General features: G+C 44.8%; 1 protein-coding gene and 2 pseudogenes. All 3 read right to left on the minus strand.

All coding sequences use genetic code 11. The features are described from left to right. Positions 1-205: pseudogene (locus ACTHUM_RS14625) on the minus strand (hypothetical protein); the annotation flags it as partial. A gap of 42 nt (positions 206-247) precedes the next feature. Continuing rightward, the gene (locus ACTHUM_RS14630) at positions 248-628 is read right to left on the minus strand and encodes a putative zinc-binding protein (protein WP_003748129.1); all 381 of its coding nucleotides are present in this window, start codon (positions 626-628) and stop codon (positions 248-250) included. 263 nt (positions 629-891) lie between these two features. Then, positions 892-1,077 (minus strand): annotated as a pseudogene (locus tag ACTHUM_RS14635) (DUF2339 domain-containing protein); the annotation flags it as partial. Positions 1,078-1,215: the final 138 nt, after the last annotated feature.

A 1,215-nucleotide genomic window follows, 5' to 3' on the forward strand; every position in this document is an offset into this window, starting at 1 on the left:
TACCGATGGTACTCACCAATTTTTCCTGTGCCAACGCGACCTGAGGCGGTAAACCTACCATCAAAAATGCGGGAATCAAAATCAGCCCTGCTCCGCCCGCAATAGCATCGACATAGCCCGCAATCAAAGACGCGACAACCAGCAGGAAAAGGCCGAGATAAAAATAATCGGCAATAATACTGCCGGGAATGAATAATTGTTCCATGGATTGTTTCCTCTTGATTAAATTTTTTGTTATTAAAAGTTATTAACTGCTCAATACATCGCCCTTCTTCGTCAAAACATATTGATAAACTTCTTCTACCGTAGCTTCGTCATAGCTTTTGCCAAAGCGTTTTTTGTAGCCCAGTTCGTATAGTTTTACATGATGCCCTTCCGGGATTTCAACGCCCACATTTTCCAAACACGATTTGGCGCAATGCAGATGACAGCCGTCAATAACCAACATCGGCCGTCCGGACTGCGCTTTGCGTACCAACGGCGCGACTTTGCCGCCTACGCCGGAAATGCACGACATTTCAAATTCTCCGGCATGGTCGAGCGCCACGGCTGTGTTGTTGGCCAGCTGCGCCACATCGGAACATCCGGAACAAGAATAAATTAAGGGAAGCTCATTGCGGTTAGGCATTTTCTATTTCCTCCGGTAGCGGTTTTTATCTTTATATTGCCATCCATAGTCAATCTGTCGGGCGCATCATGCGTGGTATGCAGACCCGTTTTCTTTTTTCAGACGGCCTACGGCTTATCCATTTATATAATATTAAAAGGCATCATAACTCAATACGATTAGACATTCTAGAACAAAGCAGATTGCACCTTCTAAAAAATAAAGGCCGTCTGAAAACAGATAACGCTGCTTTTTCAGACGGCCTTTTTATTTGAAGTTAATGATTAGGCTTTGTGTTCGCCATCATTTTCTGCTTTGGGCGGAACGGGGGCAAACCAGCCGACCAGAAGCAGCAGCAGGCCAACAATGATGAAGGAGGCAATGCGCTCAATACCGCCGCTGTTGGAAAGCTCGATCAGGAAGAGTTTGACGACTACGATGCCCATCAGCGTCGCGCCTGTCATCCAGTAGGAATGCTATTTCAGAATCAGAAATATGGTCAGGAGCAGATTTTTTAATCTGTACTCCGTCGCATAAGTCTGAAAAGAAAAATCGCGACAGCTATTAAAAAACAAGCAAGTAAAAAATCCATCTTATGTTACCAATTC

The sequence above is a fragment of the Neisseria sp. P0021.S006 genome, from assembly GCF_051956895.1.